Consider the following 26,599-nt stretch of genomic DNA (forward strand, 5'->3'; position numbering starts at 1 on the left):
CTTTACTCTAAAAAAGGCTTTTCCGATTTGGAAAAGCCTTTTTTTATAACTTTCCTCCCGTAGCCTTATACAACTTTGCATAAGCACTCATCAAAGACTGCTTCAAAGCCACTAATTCCAACTCCGCGTCAAATGCCTGTCGCTGGGATTCCAAAAACTCCAAATAACTGGTAACTCCCTGGGTATAGCGGGCACCACTTAAGTATTGAGCATTGAGAGCTGCGTCTTTCCTTGTACGCATAATTTCGATTTCTTGGAGCAAGGTACGAATCTCAATCTTAGCATCCTCTACCTCCCGAAAAGCATTCAATATGGCATTCTCGTAAGCATAAAAAGCCTGATTGTTTCGGCTGCTGGCAATATCTACTTGCCTCCTCAACTGACCCCAAAAGAAAATCGGACCGATGATTTGACCCCCAATGTTCCACAAAGGGTTACGCAAACTCCAATCGGTAAAATCATTGGTGATGATGCCTCCCGTTCCAAATAGGCTTATTGTAGGCAATTGTTGGGCCCTGGCGGCACCTATGAGGGATTGACTTTTCATCAATTCATACTCTGCAGCCAATACATCGGGACGGAAGCGTAGCAAATCCATAGGGTTAACCTGCGTGAAATCCAATTCCACAAGATAACTCGGCAATGTTTTACCCACCGCTATGGAAGAGGGATTACTTCCGATCAAAAAGCTGAGCAGATTTTCCAACTGATTGGTTTTTCGCTCAAACTTTGGGATCGCTCCATGTGCGATGGCCTTTAAAATGAGCGATTGATCCACATCGGTCTGCTGAATAATCCCCCTATCAAAACGCGCAATGATAATCTGATGCATACTATCCCGCAAAGCAAAATTTCGCTCTGCAATTTCCAGTTCATCCTTGGCACGCAAGTATTGAAAGTAGGTAGAGGAGACTTCAGAGACCAAGGATAATTGCACACTCTGTAATCCAAATTCACTTGCCAGCAACTCAAATCGGGCAGCATCAGACAAGTTTCTCAGCCTTCCCCAAAAATCAATCTCCCAGTTTAAGCCCGAACCTGCAATAAAGAGTTCATTTACCTGACCTATTTGATTGAAAAGAAAATTCCCTCTTTCGGCGGAAGCCTGTACTCCCAACTTTGGTAACAACTCCGCATTTTGAATACGCAAAGCATACCTACTTTGCAATATGCGCTCTGCTGCTATCATCGCATCTCTATTGTATCGCAGGGCACGGTAAATAAGTGTGTCTAAAACTGGATCCTCAAACTTCCTCCACCATTCTAAATCGGGATTTCCCAACTTTTCCAAATCTGACGTATTGAGCACAGAAGCATCCGGGTCTGTAGCTTCCATGTTGTCTACCCTAAACGAATCCGGAACCAAAATTTCAGCACCTTGGTAAGGTTTTCCCACTTTACAAGAAACGGCCAACACAGCCACAATGAAAAAGAATAGTATCTTAGCTTTCATGGTCGGACGATTTTAAGGGTTGAATAATTGCACGCTTCTGCTCGTACTTAAAAACCTTCCCCACCAAAATGAATAACAAGGGGTACAAAAACAGCCCCAGAAATGTAGCCATCCCAATTCCTCCCAAAAGTGCCATCCCGATCACTTTCCTAGCCTCTGCCCCCGAACCTGAGGCCAATACCAAGGGGAGAATTCCCAAAATAAAGGAAAATACCGTCATCAAAATGGGTCTGAAACGCAACTTGGCAGCTTCCAAAGCAGCGTCTACCAGACTGAGCCCTTCATCAAACTTCAACTTAGCAAACTCTACAATCAAAATGGCATTTTTGGCAGCCATCGCAATTAATAGGATAAGGGAAATCTGAGCGAAAATATTGTTTTCAAAGGATAAACTGAAAATACGTGCTATTTCCAAAAACAGAAAGGCACCAAATATCGCAAATGGTGTTCCCAACAAAATACTGAAAGGTAGGGACCAGCTTTCATACTGAGCCGCTAGGATCAAAAACACCAAGAAAAAGGAAAAGACGAAAATAATGGCGGCTGAGCCAGCTGACTTTTTCTCCTGAAAACTCATCCCGTTCCAACTGTAGGTCATATTTTCGGGCAGTACTTGCTGCGCAACCTCCTCCAAAGCATCCAAGGCCTGTAAAGAACTGTAGCCCATAGCCGGCACTCCCGTGACCTCTGCTGATCGGAATAAATTGAAGCGATTGGTGTATTCAGGACCACTGGACTCCTTTACCTCAATAAAAGTACTGATCGGGACCATATTTCCCTGATTATTCTTGACATGGAAGAGCTCTAATCCATCCGTGTTTTGCCTATACTCGGATTCTGCCTGGATATAGGCTCGATAAATCCGACCAAATTTGGTGAAATCATTCACATAGGCACCACCGAGAAAGGCACCAAAAGTTTGGTACACCTCCGGTAGCTGAACTCCCGTCTGCAAAATCTTATCAATATTCAAATCCACCGAACGCTGGGGAACAGATGCCTGATATTGCGTAGAGGCCCGACCAATCTCTGGACGCTGATTGGCTGCTTGGATAAATTCCATGGTTTTTTGCTGCAAGTAAAGCGGGTCTTCCCCCAATTTATCTTGGATCATGATACTGAAACCCGCCCCGGAACCAAGCCCTGGAATGGCCGGTGGACCAAAAGCAAACGCAATTCCATCCTTAATTTGTCGGGATACAATGGCATTTATTTTTTGGGTAACATCTTTAGCAGTAATGCCTTTTCGCTCCTCCCAATCCACCAATGAGATGAATAAAAACGCAGCATTGGTACTCAAGGCATCCGCCAGCATATTGTACCCAACTGCGGTGGCCACGCTTTCTATTTCAGGAATTTCTTTCAAGAGCGTTTCTACATGGGTAGCTACCAAATCCGAGCGCTGCAAACTTGCCGCACTGGGAAGTTGAACAGCCAAAAACACATAGCCCTGATCTTCCTCCGGAATAAAGCCACCAGGTAACCTTGAACCCAAAAAAGCACTAGCAAGCACTGTCAAGAGAATAAATACCACTCCTCTTTTCAATTTTCCAGAAACGACCTCTGTGTAGCCACTGTAGCGCACCGTCACCCGATCAAACTTCCGATCAAAAGCATTAAAAAATCTTCCTAATAAGCCTGTTCGCTCACTTGCATCCTTTTTAGGTTTCAAAATGAGCGCACATAAAGCAGGGGAAAGTGAAAGTGCATTGATGCTGGAAATAATCACAGATACCGCAATGGTAATCGCAAACTGCTGGTAGAGGTTACCCGTAATCCCTGGAATACCCACTACTGGAACAAATACCGCTACCAAAACTAAACTCGTGGCGATAATTGGTGCTGTTACTTCTTTCATAGCTGCGGTGGTGGCCTCCTTGACTCCCAAGCCCTCTTCCATTTTCACCTGAACTGCTTCTACAACTACAATCGCATCATCCACCACAATCCCGATGGCCAACACCAAGCCTAGCAGGGAAAGTACATTGATACTGAATCCCAAGAGCGGAAATACCATGAAAGCACCTATCAAGGATACAGGGATAGCCAAGGTTGGGATAAGCGTAGCTCTCCAATCTTGGATAAATATAAACACAACCACAATCACCAACAAGAGGGCAATAATCAGCGTTTCTACAATTTCAGCAATACCAGCAGTGATAGGCTTGGTAGCGTCCAAAGAGATTTCATGTGCTACTCCTTCCGGAAAATTGATGGCCATTTGATCCAATTCCTTTTTGATGTCCTCTGCCACTTGTACAGCATTGGAACCGGGGGACTGATAGATTGAAATCAATGCAGCATCCGACCCATTGGTACGGGTAAAAGCACTGTAACTCTCAGTCCCCAATTCTACCCGTGCTACATCTTTGATGCGCACTTGGGACCCATCATCGTGTGTCCGCACCACGATTTCCCTAAACTCCTCTTCTGTTTGCAAACGCTCTGGCAACTTGACCACATAGGTAAACTCTGTACCCGGAGGGGCTGGTTCTGCGCCCAATTTTCCACCGGGAACTATCACGTTTTGAGAGCGGATCGCTTGGCTGATTTCATTGATGGTGATGCCCATTTTAGCTAACATATCAGGCTTCACCCAGATGCGCATAGAATAATCAGACGCTCCAATCACACTAACGCGGCCTACCCCAGGAATCCTCGCCAAGCGATCCCGAATATTGATCATGGCATAATTTCCCAAAAATTGCTGATCATACTGACCATTAGGAGATAACAAAGAAATCAATAAGAGGGTATTGGACATGGATTTTTCAGTAGTCACCCCCATTCGGGTTACCTCTTCGGGCAATTTGGCCATCGCAGAAGAAACCCGATTTTGGGTAAACACAGTATTCATGTCCGGATCTGTGCCGATGTCGAAAGTAACTTGGATACTAACTGTACCATCGTTGGAATTGGTGGATTTCATGTAAATCATATTTTCCACCCCGTTGATTTGTTGCTCCAAAGAAGAAGCAACGGCTTGCTCTACCGAAATGGCATTGGCACCTGTGTACTTGGCACTCACCCGCACTACTGGTGGGGTAATGTCAGGATACTGTTCAATCGGTAATGTACCTAAGGAAACCAAGCCCACCGTCACGGTAATGATAGCAATTACGATTGCTACAATCGGTCTTCTAACAAAGAAATGATGCTGACTATCCATACCGCTTATCGTTGGGAGTTAAAAGTCACCAATTCGGTAGCAATTTGATTACCTGGCTTGACGGTCATCAAGCCTTCTAGCAAGACTCGTTCACCTGCACTTAGGCCTGATTGCACAATGAAATAATCTTGGTAATTTTCTAAAATTTCAATCCGCTTCTGGCTAACCAATCCATTGGCATCTACAACCATTACATTGAAAAACCCTTGTAATTCAAACACACAACGCTGAGGCACCAACAAGGCAGCAGGCAAGATATCCACTACACCTCTCACTTTGGCAAATTGTCCCGGTCTGATTAGTTTATCAGGATTTGGAAACTTACTTTGAACCAAAATAGCTCCGGTAATTGGATCAATATTTCGATCTAAAAAAGTAATTTCCCCCATGTAAGGGAATCGCTCACCATCTGCTAAAAAAAGCTCTAAAGATTTACTCCTCAGATCTCGTTGATTTTTATTATCAACAATAAACTGCCTGGCAAAAGCCAAGTAATCCTTTTCATTCAAAAAAAACTCTACGATTATACTATCGATTTGAGAAACGGTATTCAAAATAACAGGATTGGGGCTTCTACCGACATATTCTCCTTGTTTAGCCTTGGTTTTGCCGATGACACCATCCAACGGAGCTAATATTTTAGTGTAGCTCAAATTCACCTTGGCCAAATCAAGGTTGGCACTTGCTGCTTTGACAGATTCCTCGGCAGCACTTTTTCTTGCCTTGGCAGCATCCCAATCCCGCTCGCTAATGGCCTTGATCCCGACTAAAGGCTCTAATCTGGCAACTTCGTTGCTGGAATTGACCAAATTTACCTGTGCTTCTGAAAGTCTGGATTGCTCACGGGCTACATCTAAGCGAAAAGGATTATCATCGATCGTATATAGGAGTTGGCCCTTTTTGACTTCCAATCCTTCCTGAAAATGGATTTTTTCTATAAAACCATCTACACGGGCTCGGATGGGTATATCCGCTTTTCCATATACCTGACCCACAAATTCCTTGGATAGGGGAACTTCTTGGGCAATAATTTCCACTACTTGAAAGGATGGGATTTCCGCAACAGTCTGCGTTTCTTTCTTGCAGGCAAAAAGGCTAACTGAAATGATCAGTGCATTCCTAATACTACGAATCTTCATAAAACTGAGGCTGATAACAAGCCTCAAAATACAAAAACCTTTGGTAAAGGAAAAGAATCAAAAACGATTATTCTAAAACAAACAATCCTTTCAAGGAATTCAAGTGACTTTTGTTAGTTTTTGTAAAATTTAGTTGACGCTGATATAAATAATCCCCCAACTCAGCGAAGAAAGGCAATCCTATGGTCTCATATTCGTAAGTATCATCGTTCAAGGTTTCATTTTCATTGACATAGATAATAGCAGAAACTAAAAATTCCACTCCCTCTTTAAAATCTACGAAGTAAGCTCCATCGAGTAAGTGTCCATAGGCCCATCCCGTTTTATTCAAAATTCGGATATGTTTAGGCATAGGAGATTTATCGGTGCCAAACTTGAAAAACTTGGAATACGAATCGTAATAATCGGGGAGTTCATAGCTAGGGAAATCTGATTCTCCAGGAAGCATACCCATATATCGGAGCACAAATTGCCGAGTTTCTTCACTTATCTGAAACTGTTCTTCTGTTGAGAAAGCCTCTGGAAAAACAATTCTTTTCACGACCCCATGTAAATCTGATAAGGCAAATTTATTCTTATAGGTAAAATCCATGGGTTCATCTACCAAGGTGCCTTTTTGAAAATACGCTCTTCCAATAGTTGGATTCCCTGCATTGGCATAGACCGTATTTGTATGACGGGCAGGTACATTATGAAGTAATTCACCATTTTCAGCATAAAAGCGAATAGGGTTGTAATGCCTATTTTCCTCTTCTGACATCGGCAAACTCAAGCGGTGATTGATAACTGTATGCATCAATCCTTTGGTACGTAATTGCTCATTGATGTACTCTTGACCAAGCAATTCATAAAGTCTATTATAGGCATCATTATCGCTTACCAAAAGGATTTTCTTAACGTAATGTGCAATACTCGGCATCAAATTGGCAGCCGTACTATCTACTAAAGCAGGAAACTGGGAAGGTCTCACGGAGTCAGTCAGCATGATGCTTTCAGCTGATAGGCCTGCAATGCCTTGGGCCTCTAGCCATTCCAATGCAAGAACAGCAACTGGTAATTTTACCGTAGAAGCAGGATAAAAGTAGCGCTCATCATTTAGATTAAATGGAAAATCCACAAAACTCAATGTTCCCGATTCCCCATGATGGATGGTAGAAAAAAGGATTTGAACCTGATAAGTTTCAGGGTTGCTAAGCACTTTTTGAAGGGTAGGATAGGTATCAGGGATATCCTGAAAAGGCTCGGTTACTTGAGGACTATTACAATGAATAAAAAAGAGAATGGTAAATAAATTTAGGAGCCTTTTCATAATTTTAAATACATGATTCTTCATTGTTTTCAATTTCAAATAAAGTTTTTCCAAGAAAGTCTAAGTCCGACTTGGTATGATTAGCATTTAATACTATCCGATTTATCCAAGGATCTGTTTGGGCCGGATAAGGAAATGAGGAAACAATGATTTGATTTTTTTCTAAATGCTGTACCCATTTTTGATTTGCTATGGAAAATATAGGAAGATTTTGATTATAACTTATTCCTTCTATTCCAGAAATAAGTAATTTAAAGAAATTCAAATTATCAGTTAATGCGCTTTGTTGTGTATCATACAACTCTTGTGACTTCAAAAAAGCGTAAAGGAATGCGGCTGTTGGTGGAGATGCTCCTCGAAAAATAGGTTGATTTGTTAATTCATTCATTGATGAGTATTTACCAATAGAAATACCGGCTGGTATTGCTAAGCCTTTAGCCAAAGACCCTGTTACATACAAATCTACAGACAAATGTTTCCATTTTGAATAGGTTCCAAAAATACCCTTTCCCGTAACTCCGAAGGCATGACTATCATCCAAGAGCAGCATATAATCATGTTTTGCAGGAAGATTATGTATCCAGTAAAAATCATAAACTTCTGGTACCAATGGATTCACTGAGTTAGATAAAATGAGAATTCTTTGTGGCGATAATTCTTCACAGGTGTTAAATACTCGCTCTTGCCACTCTTTAAAGGTTAGTTTAGCCTCAAACTTGTAACCTATAGGTAAAATTGCTGGATGTGAATCAGGAGAACAAATAGTATAATCACTTCTTTGAAAGAGATACATAAGCATTGCTTGACCAGCCAAATATCCACTGCTCCAAACAAGAGATTTTTCAGCACCCGCACCAAAGGCAAATTTTTTTTCAAACTCATCAAAAATGCTTAATCGTACATTATTTACCCTGCTCAAACCATGATTCATCCCCAACTTTGAAAAGCCTTCAACAACTAACTTTTCAAAGTCAGGATGCACACTCAAACCGAGGTAGTCCGTACCACTGAAACATAAATACTGCTCTTCATTTATATTTATTTCTCGACTAAATTTACTGTTTATATTGAATACACTCATGCGATATGGGTAGGATGGAATCTATTGATTAAGAAATGTAAGGTATAAAAATAAACTTATCAAAGAATACAGAATAGATACTATTGCAAGTTTCCAATCTTTTCGCTCCCTTATAAAAACACTGTGAAATATAGTATCAAAAAAAAAGCCCCCATTTCTGGAGGCTTTTATTATATGTTAAATGGAATTAGTTGAAGCTGTATCTGATACCAACTTGCATTCTCCACAAGCTACCGATACCATTGGTAGGTCTGAAAGTTTCATTAACCAAATCAGAAGTACCTGGGTTGGTAGCAAGTCTGAATACTGGCTCACCCGCATCATTTGTACCTCTATAACTCAAGATATTTTGCTGCCAAGGGAAGAATGGAACACCCCACTCTGGATTCAACAAGTTACCAAAGTTCATGAAGTCAAATCTTGCTTCTAATTTATTTTTCTTGTCATTCGTAATGTTAATTCTTTGAGCAAAGCTCAAGTCAAAGGTATGAACCCAAGGCTGAATGCCTTCATTTCTTCCAAAGACTCTACCTCTAGCATTTCTCAAGAATCTATCTTGCTCGATGAACGCCTCAAATGCAGCAGCTTGCTCTTCAGCAGTAACTGTTCTGCCTGCTAATGGGAATGGCTGCCAATTTAATTCATTTGCATTGTTCGGAACATAAATCAAACGAGCTTGACCATCACCGATATTTCCTCGAGTATTTAACCCCTGAGCATTGGCCATGGTATAGCTAAATCTGCCATTAGGACCACCTTCGTAGAATAAAGAGATAGTGGTATTTTCCGTAGTGTAAGAAATATTAGAAATAATTCTGTGAGGCTGATCAAAACCAGCAAAGCTCAACTCAGGCTTATTTCTTTGCTCTGTAACTACAGTAGGAACCAATGACTGCGCTTGAGAACCACCTGTAGCATCCAAATCTCTCGCTCTAGAAATGGTGTAAGCAGCCATGATGTCCAAACCGTTATTGAAAGATCTGTTCAAAGTAAGCGTACCAGAAATATAATCAGGGTTTTGGTCAGCATTCGTCAACCAGAATACTTGTCTGAAGAATGGATCACTTGAAGGACCGAAGAATCCATCTTGAGGAATCCAGATAGGACGTTGGTCAGGTCCATTCCAATTCGTGTCAGGCTGTCTGAAAACAATGTTCTGTGCCAAAGGAGCAGAAAGATCTCTCGAATAGATAAAGTCAAATGAACCTATGATACCACCTGGTAATCTGAAATCAGAACCCAAGGTAGTTCTCCACGTTTGAGGCAATTTAAAATTAGGATCAGTCAATGCTAATTCAGTACCCAATGTCTGGCTAGGGTTAGTAGGATTCCACGCAGTTACATCTGGGCTGAATGTAATACCTTGATTGATTACTTCTTGACCTTCAAATCCGAAAATACCTCTTACCACACCTGAACCATTTACTTGGTTAGACAACCATACGAATGGAAGACGACCAGAGAACACCCCAGAACCACCTCTTAATACGAATGATCTGTCACCTTTTACATCATAGTTGAAACCAACTCTTGGAGACCATAATGGATTAACTGTAGGGAAAACAGACACATCAGGAACGATTGTTTGTCCGTTTGGAAGAGTAAAGGTGGTACCTCTTTCAGCTAATAATTGATTTTGAGGCAATTCGATTGGGTAGTAAGGAAGGTCAATTCTCAAACCTGCTGTTACTTTCAATCGAGAGTTTACTTGATATTCATTTTGGGAATACAAGCCTAACTGTCCAAATCTTGTTCTGTCAGTTGGAGGAGTATTTGATCCATCCAAAGCAAAGCTTTTTGCAAACGCATCCGGGAACACATTTGGATTTCTATTAATCACAGCTTCAACGAAGTTATCAAAACTTAAGAATCTGTAGTGACCGTTAAATACTGGGTTGAAAGCGTTATCGAATGTAAAGAATTCGAAGTTACCACCAAAGGTCCATGTGCTTTTGCCTTTGAATAGGGTAAAGTTGTTAGTGATGTTAAAGATGTTGTTTTCCAACAGGTTACCAACTGAGAACAATTCATTACCCATAGACATGAAATATTCTAATTGTCCTTGAGGGTTTGGCTCTAGTACTTCAATGAAAGGAAACGCTTGTCCACCAGGAATACCTCTTCTTGGATCAGCTATTGAGGTATACCCAATGTTCAACTGATTGGCAGCATTGTTACCAATTCTTGTATTCAATTCAGCAGCGATGGTCTCAACCAAACGATCGTTGGTGTAGTTCGCATTTCTGAAGTTGATTGCTTCAGGACCAATTCTGGAAGTATTGTTAAATACAGACATGTTTCTAGTAGAACGCACATTTGTAGGCACATCTGAGAAAGATGAGAACCTGTTATAACGAACAAACAATTTGTTATTTTGATTGATGTTATAATCCAAACGGATATTTAAACGAGTCTGCTCAGAAGCAAATGGATAAGAATCTGGAGCACCTGTATCATAACCATAGATATCCAATAAGCTCTGTCTTACAAAGTTTGCATCTTCAATAGATACTCTGGAGATAAACTGTCCATCAGGAGTCTCTCCTGGTCTTCTAGCTCTTCTCAAAATAGATGGAGTATCTTCTTGCTCTTCTTCATAGTTTACAAAGAAGAATAATTTGTTTTTAATGATTGGACCTCCCAAACGGAAACCCATAATTTCATTTCTTGCATTATTCTGAGGTACGAAATTGTCAACAATTCTCGTAGCTCTCATTTGGTCAGTTCTTAAGAAATAGTATGCAGAACCTTTGAATGTGTTATCACCAGATCTTGTCACCGCATTCACACCAGCTCCAGTAAAACCACCTTGTCTTACATCATAAGGAGCCAAGTTTACTTGAATCTCTTCAATCGCATCAATAGAGATAGGGTTACCACCAGCAAGCTGAGCATTCCCCAATCCAAAGTTGTTGTTCAAGATGTTACCATCCAACGTAAAGTTGTTGAAACGGGAACTTGTTCCAGCAAAAGAGTTACCATTAGACTGAGGAGTCAAACGGGTAAAGTCATTCACACTTCTGTTTACAGTAGGTAGCGCATTTACCTTATCTGCACCCACGTTCAAGCCAGCACCTGTTCTATCAGCATCGAAGATTCCTCCTCTAGAGCCAACTACTTCTACTGCTTCTAAGTTTACACCATCTGTCATTACTGCATTGATGTTGAAGTTTTGACCAAGTGCAAGATTGATACCTTCGATCACTTGATCTTCATATCCAACGAAACTGATGGTTACTTGGTAAGGACCACCTACCCTTACGTTAGGGATAATGAAACGACCTTCCAAATTGGAAACCGCTCCATATCGTGTACCGGATGGCATGTGGACCGCAACAATGTTAGCACCTGGAAGCGTTTCTCCAGAACGGTCTGTTACCAAACCTTGCATACTTGATGTAGTCACCCCTTGCGAAAACGCAGTCGTTGATACGAAAATCAACATTACTGCCGCAAAAAGACTCTTAAGTAATGATTGCCTCATAATTTTAGTTTTTTGTGGAAATAAATTTAGTTTAGGAATAGTTTTTTTTCCGCTACAAATGTAGGCCTCATATCCTAGTTATTTTTTTTCGAATTGTTAAATTTTAACATTTATTCACAAGCAAACTTAACAATTCCTTAACATTGGAAAAGAACGATATTTCCCATTGCTTGAATTAGCCTATTTCAATCGGTTGAGAACATTCACTAAATGTTAAAAAAGCAAATTTCCTTCGTTTCACTTTCTTTTTGTTAAGAAATCTTTAACCAAATGTTAACTTCAGCAAAATCTTATTTTTACCAAATAAAAGTGAGTGGATTGCTTATATTTGAGGACGAACGAGTTTCCAGCGATGAAAAAGAAAAATATACTTTGGCTTTATTTGTTTCTGTTGGTATCTATCCTTGATATCTTCCTGACAGCCAATGGACAACAAGAAGAAAGATTATACACGAAAACATTGATTATTCCATTTTTAGCCATCTATTTTTGGCAAGTAAGTATTGCCTTGAAGGGCACCTATATACGAAAGGCCATGATAGGAGCATTGATTTTCTCTTGGCTGGGGGATACCTTATTGTTATGGCAGCCTTTTTTCCTATACGGATTAGGGGCATTTTTGATGGCCCATATCTGCTACATCATTGCATTTAAAATCAGCCAAAGGCAGCCTTTCCGCGTGGGGACGGTTAATTTTCTCCAATTATTTTTTTATAATTTGCCTATTTACCTTCTGGCAGCAATTGTATACTTCCTTGTAAATCCCGGATTAGGCTCTATGAAAATCCCTGTGGTCATCTATATCATCATAATTGTTATGATGGCCACCACTGCAAGAGAACGGTTTAAAGAAACAGCTCCGGAAAGTTTTTGGCAGGTATTCATTGGGGCGGTCCTATTCATGATATCAGACAGCATGATCGCCATCAACATGTTTTTCAAACCCTTCCCCGAAGCATCCGTCCTTATTATGGGAACCTATGTATTGGCACAGCTGCTGATTGTGAGAGGGATTCAGGCGCATTACCAATGAAAGCAGAAAGCTCGCAGAATTCACGGAAGACGCAGAAAAATTTGTACTTAAAAAGAGAAATTAAGATACAGCTGCTTAAATCCATCAATTGTCCCAATAACTGATTGGAAAGAACATTATGAAACTGCACCGTGGATGATAAAAATTGAACCAAAAAACAATAATGGATTTCAGTACCAACGTTATTTCTAACTAGGAGCAAACTCAATTTCAGCTTGAAATGACTTTCAAAAATTATACGCTTGATAGTCAAACAAATAAACCCATCAATCGGATTTTTTTGGCTTTCAATGGTAATCTATTATTTATTTTTCTAACTTATTCCACTGTATTGTACCACTAATAGCTTTCAAACCATGCCAAGAGCGAAAACCGACCAAGACCGCAAAATTTTTGTTTTAGACACCTCGGTCATCCTATACGCCCATAACTCCATCATGAATTTTGCAGAACATGATGTGGTCATTCCGATTACTGTTTTGGAAGAATTGGATCAGTTCAAAAAAGGAAATGATACCAAAAATTTTGAGGCTAGAGAGTTTATACGCCTACTGGATACCCTTTCCAAAGATCAGATGATCCATAATTGGACTCCTCTAAACGGAAAAACAAAAGGAAATTTCAAAATCCACATGAATCCTGATAGCAGCATCAATGCCAACATGATTTTTGGGGAAGAAAAAAATGACCATAAAATCCTCAATTCAGCCCTACACCTCAAGCAGACCGAGAAAAACAGAAGGGTAATTCTCGTAAGTAAAGACATCAACCTGCGGCTCAAAGCCAAGTCACTAGACATACAGGCGGAAGATTACGAAACAGGTAAGATCAAAAACCTTTCTGAAATTGAAAATACGGGCAAATTTATTTTAGAAGGTATAGCACCCGAAGTAATCAACACGCTTTACGATCAACACTCAGTCGAGGCAAAACATATTTTGGGCACTCGGAAGCGCAAATCCAATGCTTTCTATATTCTCAAAAGTGAGAAAAATTCGGTTTTAAGCTATTACAACGCAGAAGACAACCGTATCGAGCGGGTAGATAAGCGATTGGCTTACAATATTAAACCAAAAAATGCGGAGCAAACTTTTGCGCTCCATGCCATTCTAAATCCTCGCATCAAGCTGGTTTCGATTCAAGGGGTAGCGGGAACTGGAAAAACACTCCTGGCATTGGCAGGAGCACTGGAACAACGCCGGGATTATAAGCAAATCTTCTTGGCAAGACCTATTGTCCCTTTAAGCAATAAAGACATCGGTTACCTACCAGGAGATATTAAGTCTAAACTTAATCCTTACATGGAGCCTTTGTGGGATAATTTGAAATTTATCCAAAATCAGTTCAAGGAATCAGACAAAGAATACCAAAAAATCACCGAACTGGTTAACCAAGAAAAATTGGTTATCCAACCATTGGCATATATCCGAGGTCGATCCTTATCCAATATCTTCTTTATCATCGATGAGGCACAAAACCTTACCCCTCACGAAATCAAAACGATCATCAGTAGAGCCGGAGAAAACACGAAAATCATTTTCACAGGAGATATTTTCCAAATTGATACCCCTTACTTGGATAGCCAAAGTAACGGACTATCCTACCTCATAGACCGCGTCAAGGATCATCCACTCTATGCCCATATCAAATTAGAAAAAGGAGAACGCTCAGAGTTGGCTAATTTGGCAAATGAACTCTTATAAATTGAACGCGGATGACACAGATGCGGGCTTATTTTAGATTTTAGAGGGTAGATTTTAGATTTTAGAGGGTAGATTTTAGATTTATGATTTAGTAGTGGCTTAATAAAACCATTCGAGGCGACCTTTGTGCTTAATCTTAGCGTCTTTGCGCCCCTGTCTGCCGACAGGCAGGTCTGCGTGAAACTCATCCCGTTTTTCAGAATATTATTTTGCTTTATAGGTCCGTATATAATATTTTCAAATCATTGACCATCATATTTTTTGAAAACAAAATTATCTACTGAAAATTTTTTTTAAAAATCTGAAACCTTTTTATCAACTCTGCTGTATATACTATGCTTTCGACAACGAACGAACGACAAAAAATCGAAATAAATAAAGGTTAATATACGGTTATGAAAAAGATGATTCTATTTACAGCGAGCTTTTTGCTAGGAAGCCAATTATTATTTGCTTCTACAAACGAAGAGAACAAAACTATAGCTTTTGAAGATTTGGTGAGAGATTTGAAGATCGAACTTCTTGAGCCTGTTACCAAGAAAGCTCCTTCCATTGTTTTTATCAACAAATGCGGAGAGGTTGTTGCAGAATTATACGGAAACACTAATGAACTGAATGAGAAATTTCAGGAGATGATCCAAAAAGGACACTTAATGTCAAAATCATCCACACTTTCTGTGTACTTAGTACAGTAAAAAATAAAAGCTGATCTCTCGATCAGCTTTTATTTTTTTAGCTTTCTGTAATGGTATTCAATTTCGCCAAGAAACTGTTATAGTACTGTCTCCCTACCTGTACGACATCACCTGTTTTTAAAGTGATATCCCGGGTATTGAAACTTTCAATTTGATTCAATTGCACAATAAAGGATTTTTGAACCCGTAAGAACATGGATGGAGGTAACTTGTCCTCCATATCCTTCATAGACTTACGAATGGTATAATTTTTTGCTTTTGTAAAGATGGTAACCATATTCCCATTAGCCTCTACATAATAAATATTATCATAAGGCACGCGCTCAAAAGCATTATAAGATTTAATAAAAACTGCATCAGTTACTAAATAAGGGCTCTCATCAGCTGCTTTTGATACAACCGATTCAGAAGCAGGCTTCATCCTTTTGTTATAAAGAACTATCTCTACAATTGCATGGATATCATTTGTATTAAACGGTTTTACAATAAATCCTGCTGGATTGATCCGCTTAGCACGCTCGATGATGGTAGGGTCGGAATAAGAGGTCACAAATACAATCGGAACATCTACCATTTGATGTACAATCTCACCTAACTCGATACCATCTTTATCTCCCTTCAATTTGATATCCATAAATACCAAATCAGGTTTATATCTTTTAATAATCTTAACAGCCTGATTAGCAGAATTAGCTATGTCAATATTTCCATAACCTAGTAACTCCAAAATCTCCTCGATATTCTCTGCTATGTTGACATCATCTTCAACAATAAGGATTCTTTCTTCTTTCATAGATTAATTTGAGTTTAGTTACTTCATCCGTAACACAAACCATATTTTTATGTATCCTAACGACAATATACCAGTATTTATCCAAAACATTAAACTAGCATAAATAAAACTGAGGAAATTTTATACATTATACGAATCACAAACTCATCATATCTTTAAATCTAGCTGCTTGTCTCCTGCTTACCTCTATTCGATCCCCACCTCGGAGTGTTACTACAAGCCCACCATTAAACCATGGCTCAATGCCTTCTACCCAGCTTAGGTTGATGATGTGTTTTCGACTTGCTCTGAAAAAAGATTTCTCATCCAATCGCTCATCCAAAGCATTCAATGACTTATGAATCATAGGCTTAAAGTTATCAAAATATACTTTTATATAATTCCCATCTGATTCAAACAGTCGAACATTGGAGAGCCTGACAAACCAACACCGGTCTCCATCTTTTACAAAAACCTGATCGTTGAGCGTTAGCTTTTTATCAGTAGAGGAAGACTCTTCCTGAGACGCTTTTTCTACATTTTCTTGCAATTTTTTCTGTAGTCGTTCAATTGTCTCTGCTAATCTTTTTGGCTCAATTGGCTTCAATAAATAATCCAAGGCATTCACCTGAAAAGCCTTTATCGCATACTCGTCATAGGCAGTGGTAAAAATCACATATGGTACATTATCCAACTCTTCCAATAAGTCAAATCCCGTTTTCTCAGGCATTTGAATATCCAAGAAGACCACATCAGGTGATAGGGCTTCGATTTTTTCTTTGGCATCGTCCACATTGTTGGCTTCACCCACAACTTCTACCTGCTCAAATTGAGAAAGGAGACTAATCAACTCTTTTCTTGCTAATCGTTCATCATCTATGACAAGTGCTTGCATGGTTTTTATTAATTTTTAGCCTAAGGTAAGGTTTTGTTTTGGAATTTTTATTTCAGTGATGACAAAATCACTTCCCGAATTGTATATTTTAAAGGAAGCGCGTTGCCCATAAATTAATTTCAATCGTTGGATAGTATTGGTAATCCCATGGCCTTCTCCATTCTTTCGCTTGGGATTAACCGCATTTTTTAATTGCCCTGAATTTTTGACCTGAATCACCAAATCATCTGAAATCCCTTCAAAACATTTAACTTCAATAAGTCCTCCCTTCACCCGATTGGATATGCCATGCTTGATTGCGTTCTCCACAATCGTCTGCAGCATCATAGGAGGTATTTTGTAATCATAAGCTTCCGTCTCAATCAAATAACTTACCTGCAAGCGCTCCTCAAATCGAATCATTTCTAAGTTGAGATAATCTTTTACAGTATTTAGTTCGTTCTCAAAGTCAATCACCCTCTTTTTATCCATCATTAAGGAAAAACGTAAAATATTTGACAACTGAGTAATAGCAATTTTTGCTTTTTTGGGGTCCTCATCAACCAAAGCTCTGACAGAATTCAACGCATTGAATATAAAATGAGGATTCAATTGGCTTTTTAAATGATTCAATTGAATCTCATTGATCTTGGCTTGGTACTTTAAAGTTTGGTTATAATTATCCAAAAAATGAAATAAAAAATATAGCATTGCCCATAAGGCGTAAAACAAGAAACTCACAAATGTGTTGACTGCAATAACCAAGGGTCTTAAATCCTCCTCCGGTCTAAGTGTTCCAAAAATTATGTTCAGAATTATCTGAGCTAACGTATTACCAAGAGATAATACCGTTAATGCAATTAAGGTGTAGGTCAGAAGCCTGCTAAACTCCAAATTGAACCAACCATACTTTTTTATAACGTATCTGAGGAAATGGGTCGATAATAAATAAATAGCAGCCAATGCCAAAAATGCCCATACCTGAATTATCGTCAAACCCCTATCCAAGGATGCAAAAAACAAGTTGATCAGCGCATAACTTGACCATCCAAGTATTTGTAATATCCAATAGAGCTTGATTTTGTTCATGATAATACAAATATACCCTGAGCTATTGAGTCTAGGAAAACCAATTTACAAAAGGGTACAGAATCAGAGATAACAGGTTAAATGCTCATTCAAGCAAGTTCAGCACGAAGAAACTTGGCCGTATAACTCTTTGGATGTTCTGCTACCACCTCAGGTGTTCCTTGCACAAGGATGCTGCCACCTCCATTACCGCCTTCAGGCCCTAGATCCACCACATAATCCGCCACCTTGATGATATCCAAATTGTGCTCAATGATCAAAACCGTATTGCCTTTGTCCACCAACTTATGTAGTACCTGCAATAAATGTTCGATGTCCTGAAAATGCAGTCCAGTCGTAGGCTCATCTAAGATATAGAAGGTATTTCCAGTATCCTTTTTGGATAATTCAGTAGCTAACTTCACCCGTTGGGCTTCCCCTCCGGATAGCGTGGTGGCATGTTGGCCCAAGGTAATATAACCCAATCCTACATCGTTGAGGGTCTTGATTTTTCGGAGAATTTTCGGTTGATTTTCAAAAAACTCCACAGCCTGCTCCACAGTCATGTCCAACACATCGGAAATGGATTTTCCTTTAAAGCGAACTTCCAAGGTCTCCCGATTGTACCGCTTGCCCTTGCAGGTTTCACATGGAATATGCACATCCGGCAAGAAATCCATTTCAATCAATTTCATCCCTGCACCTTCGCAATCCTCACATCTTCCTCCTTTGACATTGAAACTGAATCTTCCCGGTTTGTATCCTCGGATTTTAGCCTCTGGCAGCTCAGTAAATAGGGTTCGAATATCTGAAAAAACACCTGTATAGGTTGCCGGGTTAGATCGCGGAGTACGACCGATAGGAGATTGATCTACTTCGATGACTTTGTCCAATTGCTTTAACCCTTCAATGGAAGCATAGCTCAATGGTTCCTTTTTCGAGTTGTAGAAATGCTGATTCAGGATAGGATACAAGGTCTCGTGAATCAAGGTACTTTTTCCACTACCGGACACGCCTGTCACACAAATCATGGACCCCAAAGGCAGTTTCAAATCCACCTTCTTCAAGTTATTCCCGGAAGCTCCTTTCAGTGTTAAGAAATGTCCATTTCCGGTCCTTCTCTGAGCTGGGATTTCAATTTTCAGTTCACCAGACAAGTATTTGGCTGTAGTACTTTTCTTCTGCAAAATTTCTTGAGGAGTTCCCGCTGCTACAATGGTTCCCCCATGCCTACCGGCACCAGGCCCTATATCCACCACATAGTCCGCATCCAACATCATATCCTTATCATGCTCCACTACCAAGACGGTATTTCCCAAATCCCTCAAATCCTGCAAGGCTTTGATCAATTTGACATTGTCCCGCTGATGCAAACCAATGCTCGGTTCATCCAAAATATATAAAACACCGACGAGTTGGGTACCAATCTGCGTGGCCAGACGAATCCGTTGTGCCTCGCCTCCGGAAAGTGTTCTCAAAGGTCTATTCAAGGATAAATAGTCCAAGCCTATGTCCAGCAAAAAGCCAATTCGCTTCCTGATTTCTTTCAAAACCTCTTTGGCAATGACATTTTGCCGCTCAGATAGGCGCTCCTCCAAATTCTCAAACCAGCTTCCTAGGGTCTGAATGTCCATCATCGCCAACTCCCCAATATGCTTTTCAGCAATTTTGAAATGCAAGGCCTCTTTTTTCAGACGATAGCCATCGCAATCCGGGCAGGTTTTGGTAATGGTGAATTCGCTGACCCATTGCTGGATTTTGTCAGAGCTTCCTTCTTGGTATTTCTGTAAAAAATTGACAATACCTTCAAATGTGGTATTCCATTGGGTGCCCGGATACTTTACGGAGTCCACAGCCACTTCAATTTTATCCCCATACAACAACACATTGATCACCTCTTCGGGCAATTTACCGATTGGGGTACTCATGCTGCATTTATAATGCTTAAGGATGGCTTCAATTTTTTTGAAAATCCAAATGTCCCTATACTCTCCCATAGGAGCAATGCCACCACGGGTGATACTCAAACTTGGATCTGGAATGATACTTTCTTTGGTGATTTCTTCAGTAACCCCGAGACCATTACAGGTTGGACAGGCACCATATGGGCTGTTGAACGAGAATGTATTGGGAGCAGGTTCATCGTAGGATAAGCCTGTGGTGGGGTCCATCAAATATTTAGAAAAATGGTGAATAGCACCGGACTCATCGCGCAACATGATCACACCTTTCCCTAAATTTAAGGCAGTTTTCAAGGATTGGGAAATCCGGAAACGGTCTTCTTCCTCTGCTACTATACGATCAACCACAATTTCTATATCGTGGATTTTATAACGGTCTACCTGCATTTTGGGGACCATCTCCATCACCACACCATCTACACGCACCTTGGAGTAGCCCATTTTACGTATTTGCTCAAATAGTTCTCGGTAATGACCTTTTCTACCCTTCACTACCGGGGCAAGAATGTATAATTTCTTTCCAGAAAAATTTTCAAATAACTGTTCGATGATTTGGTCTTCGGTCTGCCGGATCATTTTGATACCGGAGAGGTAAGAGTAGGCTTCACCTGCCCGCGCATACAACAGACGCATAAAATCATAGATTTCTGTAACTGTGCCTACGGTGGATCGGGGGTTTTTAGAAGTAGTCTTTTGCTCAATGGAAATAACCGGTGAGAGCCCATTGATTTTATCTACATCGGGACGTTCCATACCTCCCAAAAAAGAACGGGCATAGGCAGAGAAACTTTCCATGTAGCGCCGTTGGCCTTCTGCGTAAATGGTATCAAAAGCCAGAGAACTTTTCCCACTTCCACTCAGACCTGTAATGACTACAAGTTTGTTGCGGGGAATGGAAAGGTCTATATTTTTGAGGTTATGTTCACGAGCTCCGAAGATCTCGATATATTCTTGTTTTTGCTCCGTCAGGGTGTCTGTATCAGGCATGTAGGATTGTTGCATGAGATTCAAATGGCAAAAATACGCATTATAAACTGCACATCACAGGAGATGCTACAAGTAAAACTTGGAAAGAGGGACAAAGTTTGGATAGATGGTTTAATAATGGAATAAAGAAGACGACCTATTCTTTCGTGTTGAATTGGTCATGGCAGTCGACTTGTATCCTGCCAGGCAATGATCGCCATAATTTCAACTGTAGAATCACTTTCCAAAATTCTAAAATAAACAGTATCTGATCCACAAATAGCTCTCCTGTAACCGGGCCTAATGTAATCTACTGCTTCACAAGAAAAAGGTCTAATTGAAATTTCTTCGAAGCAATTAAAAATACTTCTATCCTAAAATCTCTTATTACCTGCTTTCCTGTGTTTCACGCCAAAACGCAGTTTTTGAATTGGGAACAAAATTTTTCAATCCGAATTTTTTTGCGTTTTCTGTGTATTCTGCGAGCTGTCTCGTCCTGAAATTACATGACACTTTTTTTAAGAATAATTTTCTTTCCTATTCACAGCTATTATATCACCGAACCTGTCTACCACAGGTAGAGGTTTATTTCAATTTATATTGCGTTAGCATATTTCACCTCTTTTCTCGCTACTGCCTTGGCTCTAATTTCCAAATTCGAAAAACCAATCCCCTACATGGTACATGTAATACAAACCAATTTCACCCTAATCCCAACAACCACCACAGCCCTCCTGCCAGCAATCCTAACAACCCATAATACTTCAGAACCATCAAGCGATTCATTCGGTCCAAGAACCAAAGGACTAAGACCGGTTTATACAGGCCTGCTAGGATGGAGATTAGGCTCCAGCCAAGTAGGATCAAACAAAACCATCTGATTGCTTCTAACATCTTTGAATTAAAAAAGCATAAAAAAAGGAGCTCGAAGGCTCCTTTTTATGATCAATTATTTCTTCTTTTTGATTTCCTGCATCATGTAGCCCTCAATGATATCGTCGATTTGGATATTATTGAAGTTTTTGATAGAAATACCACATTCATAACCAGCTTTCACTTCAGCAACATCGTCCTTGAATCGCTTCAACTGATCGATCTCTCCGTCGTGGATTACGATACCATCCCGGATAATACGAATCTTATTTTTCCTAGTTACATAGCCGTCCGTAACATACGACCCTGCAACGGTACCGATCTTTGAAATCTTAAATACCTCACGAACTTGTACGTTACCTGTGATAATTTCTTCAAATTCAGGCTCCAACATACCTTCAATAGCATCCTTAATTTGATTGATCGCATCGTAGATGATGGAGTAATGTCTGATTTCAATCTCCTCATTTTCAGCAAGCTTCTTCGCATTTGAAGATGGTCTCACATTAAATCCGATGATGATCGCATCTGAAGCAGAAGCCAATAATACATCGGACTCGGAAATCTGTCCAACCGCCTTATGAATAATATTTACAGAAACTTCTGCTTTTGACAATTTCAATAGGGAATCAGAAAGTGCCTCTACTGAACCATCCACATCACCTTTGATAATGATATTCAATTCCTTGAAAGATCCAATAGCTAAGCGACGACCAATTTCATCCAAGGTAATATGCTTCTTCGTTCTCAAGGATTGCTCTCTTAGGATTTGCTCTCTAGAATTAGCAATGTCTCTTGCCTCGCGCTCGTTATCGTAAACTTTAAACGTATCACCTGCCTGAGGTGCACCACCTAAACCTAATACTTGTACGGGAGTTGATGGACCGACCTCCTTCATGCGTTTACCTTTGTGATCAAACATGGCTTTTACACGGCCATAATGAGGTCCGGCTAGCATGACATCTCCTATTTTCAAGGTCCCTGCTTGTACCATTACAGTGGCAACATATCCTCTTCCTTTATCCAAAGATGCTTCAATCACAGTACCCATGGCATTTTTATTTGGATTAGCAGTCAGTTCAAGAATTTCAGCTTCTAACAATACTTTTTCCAATAATTCGTCTACACCTGCTCCTGTTTTTGCGGAAATGTCTTGAGACTGATATTTACCACCCCAATCCTCCACCAACAAATTCATATTGGCCAATTCCTCCTTGATTTTTTCAGGATTAGCATTTGGCTTATCCACTTTATTGATGGCAAAGATCATCGGTACACCCGCTACTTGCGCATGGTTGATGGCTTCTTTGGTTTGAGGCATGATACTATCATCCGCAGCAATTACAATGATAGCGACGTCCGTGATTTTCGCACCACGGGCACGCATAGCTGTAAAGGCTTCGTGACCTGGCGTATCCAAAAATGCAATTTTATCTCCATTGGTGGTCGTTACATCATAAGCACCAATGTGCTGAGTGATACCTCCTGCCTCATCAGCAGTCACTTTTGACCTTCTGATATAATCGAGCAAGGATGTCTTACCATGATCTACGTGACCCATGATAGTAACAATCGGGGCTCTATGTACTAATTCCTCTTCGCTGTCAATTTGTTCTACCTCATCAATTTCTTCATCCGGCTTAGAGAATTCAACTTCGTATCCAAATTCATCTGTGATGATTGTAATGGCTTCCGCATCCAATCGTTGATTGATAGACACGAACATCCCGAGAGACAAGCATGTAGAAATCACCTCGTTAACAGACACATCCATTAAGGAAGCCAAGTCGTTAGCGGAGATAAATTCGGTTACTCTTAGGATTTTGCTTTCCTCTTCTCCCTCCATTTCCTCGCGCTGACGCTCAGCACGTTTGTCTCTTCTTTTGGATTTACCACCAGACTTACCACCACCCTGCAATCGTGCAAGTGTTTGTTTGATCTGATCTTGGATTTCTTTCTGAGTAGGTTCAGCTTTTTGTACTCGGTTGGTGTTTTGAGCAGGACGTTGATTTCCACGACCTCCTTGTTGAGGTCTTCTATCTCCAGGTCTTTGACCACCTTGTCCTCCCCCCGGTCTTGGACCTTGTCCTTGACCAGCAGGTCTTTGGCCTTGACCCTGACCTTGTGCAGGCTTGTTGGCATCTCCTCCAGCTGCTGCTGGACGATCTCCTTGTCCTGGTTTTTTATCGATTCTCTTACGAGGTCTTTTCTTTTTGTTGTCTTTGTTCTTCTCATCAGAAGACGCTACTGGCTTACCTCCCTTTTTCTTGGAACGCTCATCAGGAAGTACAATTTTTCCTAAAACTGTCAAACCCTTTAATGCATCTGCTTTTGCTGAAATCAATTCCATAGGAACGTTTTCTTCCGCAGTCGGGGCAGGTGCAGCTGGAGCAGCAGCGATAGGCTTCTGTTCTTCGGATGGTTTAGCCGGTTCCGAAGTAGGAGCTGTTTCCGCTTTCGTAGGAGCAGGCGCTTTAGAAGCAGCTGTCTGAACAAGAGTTTCATTTACGCGAGTGTCAGGAGACTGAGGCTTCACAGCCTGAGGTTGTGGCGCAGCTTTTTCCTCCGAACTAGCAGTTTTTTGTTCAGGGGCTGGGCTTGGTTTTGGAGCAGGGGCTGGCTTGCTAGCTTCAGGTGCTGGAGCAGGTTTAGCTGGCTCCACCTTTGCTTGTACAGGCTCAGGTGCAGGTTGCTCTTTTTTCGGATTCAAATCGATTTTTCCCAAAACCTTGATTCCTTGCAGCTTAGGCGCATCCACTGCAACTTTTTCCTTTTCCGGCTCAGGAGCTTTTTCTTCTTTCGCCGAAGGCGCTACAGGTGCCGACTTTGCTGCTGGCTTAGGTTCTGGAGTAGGCTCAGACTTTTTCTCTTCCTTCGCCTCGGATTCTGCCTCTATGGTGAAATTTTCATGATGACGTTTCCCAATATGCAAATGGGACGCTTCTTCTTTCTCCATAGCGGAAGATTTGAATTCCTTGGCCAACATATTAAACTGCTCTATGTTGATCTTAGAATTCGGGTTGTTTTCTACATCGAAGCCTTTTTTGCCCAAAGAATCTACCAATGTGGAAATACCCACATTTAGTTTTCTGGCTACTTGGCCCAATCGCATAGTTTTATCTTCTGACATACGCTAAAAACTCTCTCTCTTAATTTTTTACAAATATAACCCAATAATTGGGGAATATTTTTTTATTCCTGTTCAAATTCCTGTCTGAGGATTCTAAAGACCTCCTCAATAGTCTCTTCTTCTAGCTCTGTTCTTCTCAACAAATCATCTTTAGTCAAAGTCAAGACACTCTTGGCAGTATCCAAACCTGTCTTCTTAAATTCGTCGATAATCCAGTGCTCGATTTCGTCGGCGAACTCTTCCAAGTCCACATCTTCATCTTCCAACTCACCCAACTCTCTGAATACGTCAATTTCATATCCAACTAAGCGAGAAGCCAAACGAATATTGAATCCTCCTTTACCAATCGCCATGGATACTTGATCCGGCTTCAAGAATACAGAGATTCGCAATTTATCTTTGTCCACGTTGATTGAAGTCACTTTTGCAGGACTCAAGGCACGTTGTACATACAATTCAAGGTTATCTGTGTAGTTGATAACGTCAATATTCTCATTTTGCAATTCACGTACAATTGCGTGAATTCTACTCCCTTTCATACCTACGCAAGCTCCTACGGGGTCGATTCTATCATCGTAAGATTCTACCGCTACTTTGGCACGCTCTCCTGGTTCTCTAACGATCTTTTTAATGGTAATCAAGCCGTCAAAGACCTCAGGAACTTCGTTTTCAAACAAACGCTCCAAGAAAATCGGAGAAGTTCTGGATAAAATGATCTTTGGATTGCCATTAACCATTTCTACCTTATGTACGATAGCGCGGGCATTATCCCCCTTTCTAAATCTATCTTTCGGGATTTGCTCACCTTTGGGAAGAATCAATTCATTGCCTTCTCCATCAATCAACAATACCTCTCTACCCAATACTTGGTACACTTCTGCTGAAACAATTTCACCTACAAGCTCCTCGTACTGATTGAATAACAAGTCTTTTTCCAAATCTTTGATTTTTTGAATCAAAGTCTGTCTTGCCATTTGCACTGCTCTTCTACCGAAATCTTCTAACTCGATTTTCTCGTACACTTCCTCGCCAACTTCGAAATCAGGCTCAATTTGTCTCGCTTCAGTCAAAGAGATCTTATCTAAATCCCAAATATCTTCGGAGTTATCATCGACGATTTCTCTAATTCTGAGGATTTCCAAGTCTCCCTTATCAGCGTTGATGGTCACATCAAAGTTTTCATCGTTCTCATACTTCTTGCGAATCATCGCCCTGAAGACATCTTCCAGAATACGGATCATGGTAGGTCGATCCACATTTTTAGATCTTGCAAACTCTGCAAAGGAATCTATTAGAACTTTAGCATCCATCGTTGTTATTTAAATGAGACTAATACAATTGATTTTTTTATTTGCTCAAATGGAAGGGTCATTTCCTCCTCCACTGATTTCTTACCTTTTTCTTTCACCTTTACCTTCAGCTGAAGACCGAAAGTCTCCACGCCTATCAATTCTCCTTGAATCTCTTTACCGTCATCTAATGTAACTTTAAGAGATCTGCCAATATTTTTCACATATTGCCTTTTAGAGTTTAATGGAAAATCCAACCCAGGGGAGGATACTTCTAAGATATATGCATCACTTAAAATCTCTTTGGCTTCAATTTCCTCACCCACTGCTCTACTCACAATAGCGCAGGTGTCGATATTAAGTCCCTGATCTGCATCAATTAAGATCTTGACTGAAGTCTTCGAGGACTTTTCCAGTACTTGAACATCCACCACAAAATGAGTTTCATCTGGCAGATGCTTCAATACTATTTCTTCTATGCTTTCCTTGACATTCATAACTTTTCAATCCTAACAAATGAAAGAGGGGACTCAAGTCCCCTCATGCATTCGGATATTATTTCACAAATGTAAGAAAAATATTCCCACAAAAAAAAACAGC

At 40.4% G+C, this 26,599-nt stretch carries 17 protein-coding genes; 3 read left to right on the forward strand and 14 right to left on the reverse strand.

Going from position 1 to position 26,599, the window contains the following annotated elements; genetic code table 11:
- Positions 1 to 43: 43 nt before the first annotated feature.
- From IE080_RS12000 to IE080_RS12025, 6 genes are all read right to left on the reverse strand, one after another.
- Entirely contained in the window at positions 44 to 1,453 is a 1,410-nt protein-coding gene (locus IE080_RS12000) for an efflux transporter outer membrane subunit (RefSeq protein WP_189582693.1), read from the reverse strand.
- Positions 1,443 to 4,622: an efflux RND transporter permease subunit gene (locus IE080_RS12005; RefSeq protein WP_189582695.1), complete on the reverse strand. Its 3,180-nt coding sequence runs from the start codon at positions 4,620 to 4,622 to the stop codon at positions 1,443 to 1,445. Before IE080_RS12005 ends, IE080_RS12000 begins: the two co-directional genes overlap by 11 nt.
- A 5-nt stretch (positions 4,623 to 4,627) precedes the next feature.
- A complete protein-coding gene (locus IE080_RS12010; RefSeq protein ID WP_189582697.1) occupies positions 4,628 to 5,761 on the reverse strand; it encodes an efflux RND transporter periplasmic adaptor subunit in 1,134 nt (377 codons plus the stop codon).
- A 67-nt stretch (positions 5,762 to 5,828) separates the two neighbouring features.
- The gene (locus tag IE080_RS12015) at positions 5,829 to 7,070 is read right to left on the reverse strand and encodes a serine hydrolase (RefSeq protein WP_189582699.1); all 1,242 of its coding nucleotides are present in this window, start codon (positions 7,068 to 7,070) and stop codon (positions 5,829 to 5,831) included.
- A 4-nt stretch (positions 7,071 to 7,074) separates the two neighbouring features.
- Positions 7,075 to 8,151: an aminotransferase class I/II-fold pyridoxal phosphate-dependent enzyme gene (locus tag IE080_RS12020; protein WP_189582701.1), complete on the reverse strand. Its 1,077-nt coding sequence runs from the start codon at positions 8,149 to 8,151 to the stop codon at positions 7,075 to 7,077.
- A gap of 187 nt (positions 8,152 to 8,338) precedes the next feature.
- Entirely contained in the window at positions 8,339 to 11,635 is a 3,297-nt protein-coding gene (locus tag IE080_RS12025; RefSeq protein WP_189582703.1) for a TonB-dependent receptor, read from the reverse strand.
- A 352-nt stretch (positions 11,636 to 11,987) separates the two neighbouring features.
- Here IE080_RS12025 and IE080_RS12030 point away from each other — a divergent pair, with 352 nt between their 5' ends.
- From IE080_RS12030 to IE080_RS12040, 3 genes are all read left to right on the forward strand, one after another.
- Positions 11,988 to 12,668 carry a lysoplasmalogenase gene (locus tag IE080_RS12030; protein WP_189582705.1) on the forward strand — a complete coding sequence of 227 codons (681 nt, stop codon included), beginning with the start codon at positions 11,988 to 11,990 and terminating at the stop codon, positions 12,666 to 12,668.
- A gap of 356 nt (positions 12,669 to 13,024) precedes the next feature.
- Positions 13,025 to 14,371 carry a PhoH family protein gene (locus IE080_RS12035; protein WP_189582708.1) on the forward strand — a complete coding sequence of 449 codons (1,347 nt, stop codon included), beginning with the start codon at positions 13,025 to 13,027 and terminating at the stop codon, positions 14,369 to 14,371.
- Between the two features lie 395 nt (positions 14,372 to 14,766).
- Entirely contained in the window at positions 14,767 to 15,066 is a 300-nt protein-coding gene (locus IE080_RS12040) for a hypothetical protein (RefSeq protein ID WP_189582711.1), read from the forward strand.
- 37 nt (positions 15,067 to 15,103) lie between these two features.
- Here IE080_RS12040 and IE080_RS12045 read toward each other — a convergent pair whose 3' ends face one another.
- From IE080_RS12045 to rimP, 8 genes are all read right to left on the reverse strand, one after another.
- Positions 15,104 to 15,859, reverse strand: a complete 756-nt coding sequence (locus IE080_RS12045; RefSeq protein ID WP_189582714.1) for a LytR/AlgR family response regulator transcription factor — start codon at positions 15,857 to 15,859, stop codon at positions 15,104 to 15,106.
- 136 nt (positions 15,860 to 15,995) lie between these two features.
- Positions 15,996 to 16,733 carry a LytR/AlgR family response regulator transcription factor gene (locus IE080_RS12050; RefSeq protein ID WP_189582717.1) on the reverse strand — a complete coding sequence of 246 codons (738 nt, stop codon included), beginning with the start codon at positions 16,731 to 16,733 and terminating at the stop codon, positions 15,996 to 15,998.
- Between the two features lie 15 nt (positions 16,734 to 16,748).
- The gene (locus tag IE080_RS12055) at positions 16,749 to 17,801 is read right to left on the reverse strand and encodes a sensor histidine kinase (protein WP_189582720.1); all 1,053 of its coding nucleotides are present in this window, start codon (positions 17,799 to 17,801) and stop codon (positions 16,749 to 16,751) included.
- Positions 17,802 to 17,890: 89 nt separating this feature from the next.
- Entirely contained in the window at positions 17,891 to 20,743 is a 2,853-nt protein-coding gene (gene uvrA / locus IE080_RS12060; protein ID WP_229800614.1) for an excinuclease ABC subunit UvrA, read from the reverse strand.
- Between the two features lie 666 nt (positions 20,744 to 21,409).
- Complete coding sequence (locus IE080_RS12065; protein ID WP_189582722.1) at positions 21,410 to 21,601, reverse strand: hypothetical protein; 192 nt, start codon at positions 21,599 to 21,601, stop codon at positions 21,410 to 21,412.
- Positions 21,602 to 21,656: 55 nt separating this feature from the next.
- On the reverse strand, positions 21,657 to 24,710 hold the full coding sequence (gene infB, locus IE080_RS12070; RefSeq protein WP_189582725.1) for a translation initiation factor IF-2: 3,054 nt from the start codon (positions 24,708 to 24,710) through the stop codon (positions 21,657 to 21,659).
- Positions 24,711 to 24,772: 62 nt separating this feature from the next.
- On the reverse strand, positions 24,773 to 26,020 hold the full coding sequence (gene nusA / locus IE080_RS12075) for a transcription termination factor NusA (protein ID WP_189582728.1): 1,248 nt from the start codon (positions 26,018 to 26,020) through the stop codon (positions 24,773 to 24,775).
- Positions 26,021 to 26,025: 5 nt separating this feature from the next.
- On the reverse strand, positions 26,026 to 26,496 hold the full coding sequence (gene rimP, locus IE080_RS12080) for a ribosome maturation factor RimP (RefSeq protein ID WP_189582731.1): 471 nt from the start codon (positions 26,494 to 26,496) through the stop codon (positions 26,026 to 26,028).
- Positions 26,497 to 26,599: the final 103 nt, after the last annotated feature.

Origin of the sequence: Mongoliitalea lutea (assembly GCF_014652135.1) — a bacterium.
In the GTDB taxonomy this organism is placed as follows: domain Bacteria; phylum Bacteroidota; class Bacteroidia; order Cytophagales; family Cyclobacteriaceae; genus Mongoliitalea; species Mongoliitalea lutea.